Annotated in this window: 1 protein-coding gene; it reads right to left on the reverse strand. The window is 63.3% G+C overall.

The genetic code is table 11. The features are described 5' to 3' along the window. Window positions 1-678 (reverse strand): DUF1173 family protein (locus tag AC1DZP_RS36260; RefSeq protein ID WP_477309166.1); only part of this gene is annotated, 678 nt, incomplete at its 3' end. Window positions 679-921 lie beyond the last annotated feature (243 nt).

Consider the following 921-nt stretch of genomic DNA (forward strand, 5'->3'; position numbering starts at 1 on the left):
GACAAGGATCATCAGCTTTCTAGGACCGCTCTTCGGGGGCCACGCGGAAGCAAGCGCCTCCGCGCGCCTTTGCTCGATCGCGGCTTTAYCGGCGGACCGGAACGGCTCGGGCACGAACAGGATCTCGTTGAGCGCCCCGCCCTTGACCGTCATCTGATGCGCGGCCTCGACGAGGTGCCAACGAATATTCCACCAATGGCGCTTGCCAGCCCATCGCGACGTCCAGACTGTCAGTTCCGCTTCGTGCCAGAGATAATGAAGCAGGCCTCGCAGGGACAGTTTCTTGGTGTCCCCAACCACGCTGTCTGAACCTACGGCGCCAGCTGCCGGCGCAGATCGCGCGCCGACCTTCGACAGGCGAAAGTCCAGCTTAAGTGCGGCCGTGCCGCTCTCGGGGTCGACCTGGATTGCGCTGCCCATCAGCACGCCGAGGCCGGACAGTTCGTCGGGCGGCTCGTAAGAGGAACAGGAAGGATCATGGCCGCTACCTGACAGCGGCATCCGCTTGACGATGTATTGGTCGCCAACCTGCGCAACATACATCGCGGGGCAGGGTTCCTGGCACAGGCAAAGCGGTCGAAGCTTTCTGCGATATGCATCGGCCAAAAAATCCTGGAGATTCGGCGCCGTCTCTTCGATCACCTGGTCAGCAAGTCTGAATCGTCGCATCGCCTCCATTGCTCCGGACGCCGCCGCATCCCACGCCCCATTGAGTCATGGTTTTGCCATCGAAGCAACGGGCTTGTTCGTCACGGCATGATGGCCCGCATCTCTCGCCGAGAGGGGCTGCGCGCCTCGCTGTGCCCACCTGCGGCTGGTCTTCACCTTGGGAGTGGGTTTGGCCACTGTCATGTCCGCGGGGGCTTCGATAGGCGACGGTGCGGCCAGCAGAGGAAGAGGGCAGGCGGGGCTTGCGGTGGC

It is taken from the genome of Mesorhizobium sp. P2_F8 (assembly GCF_056403655.1).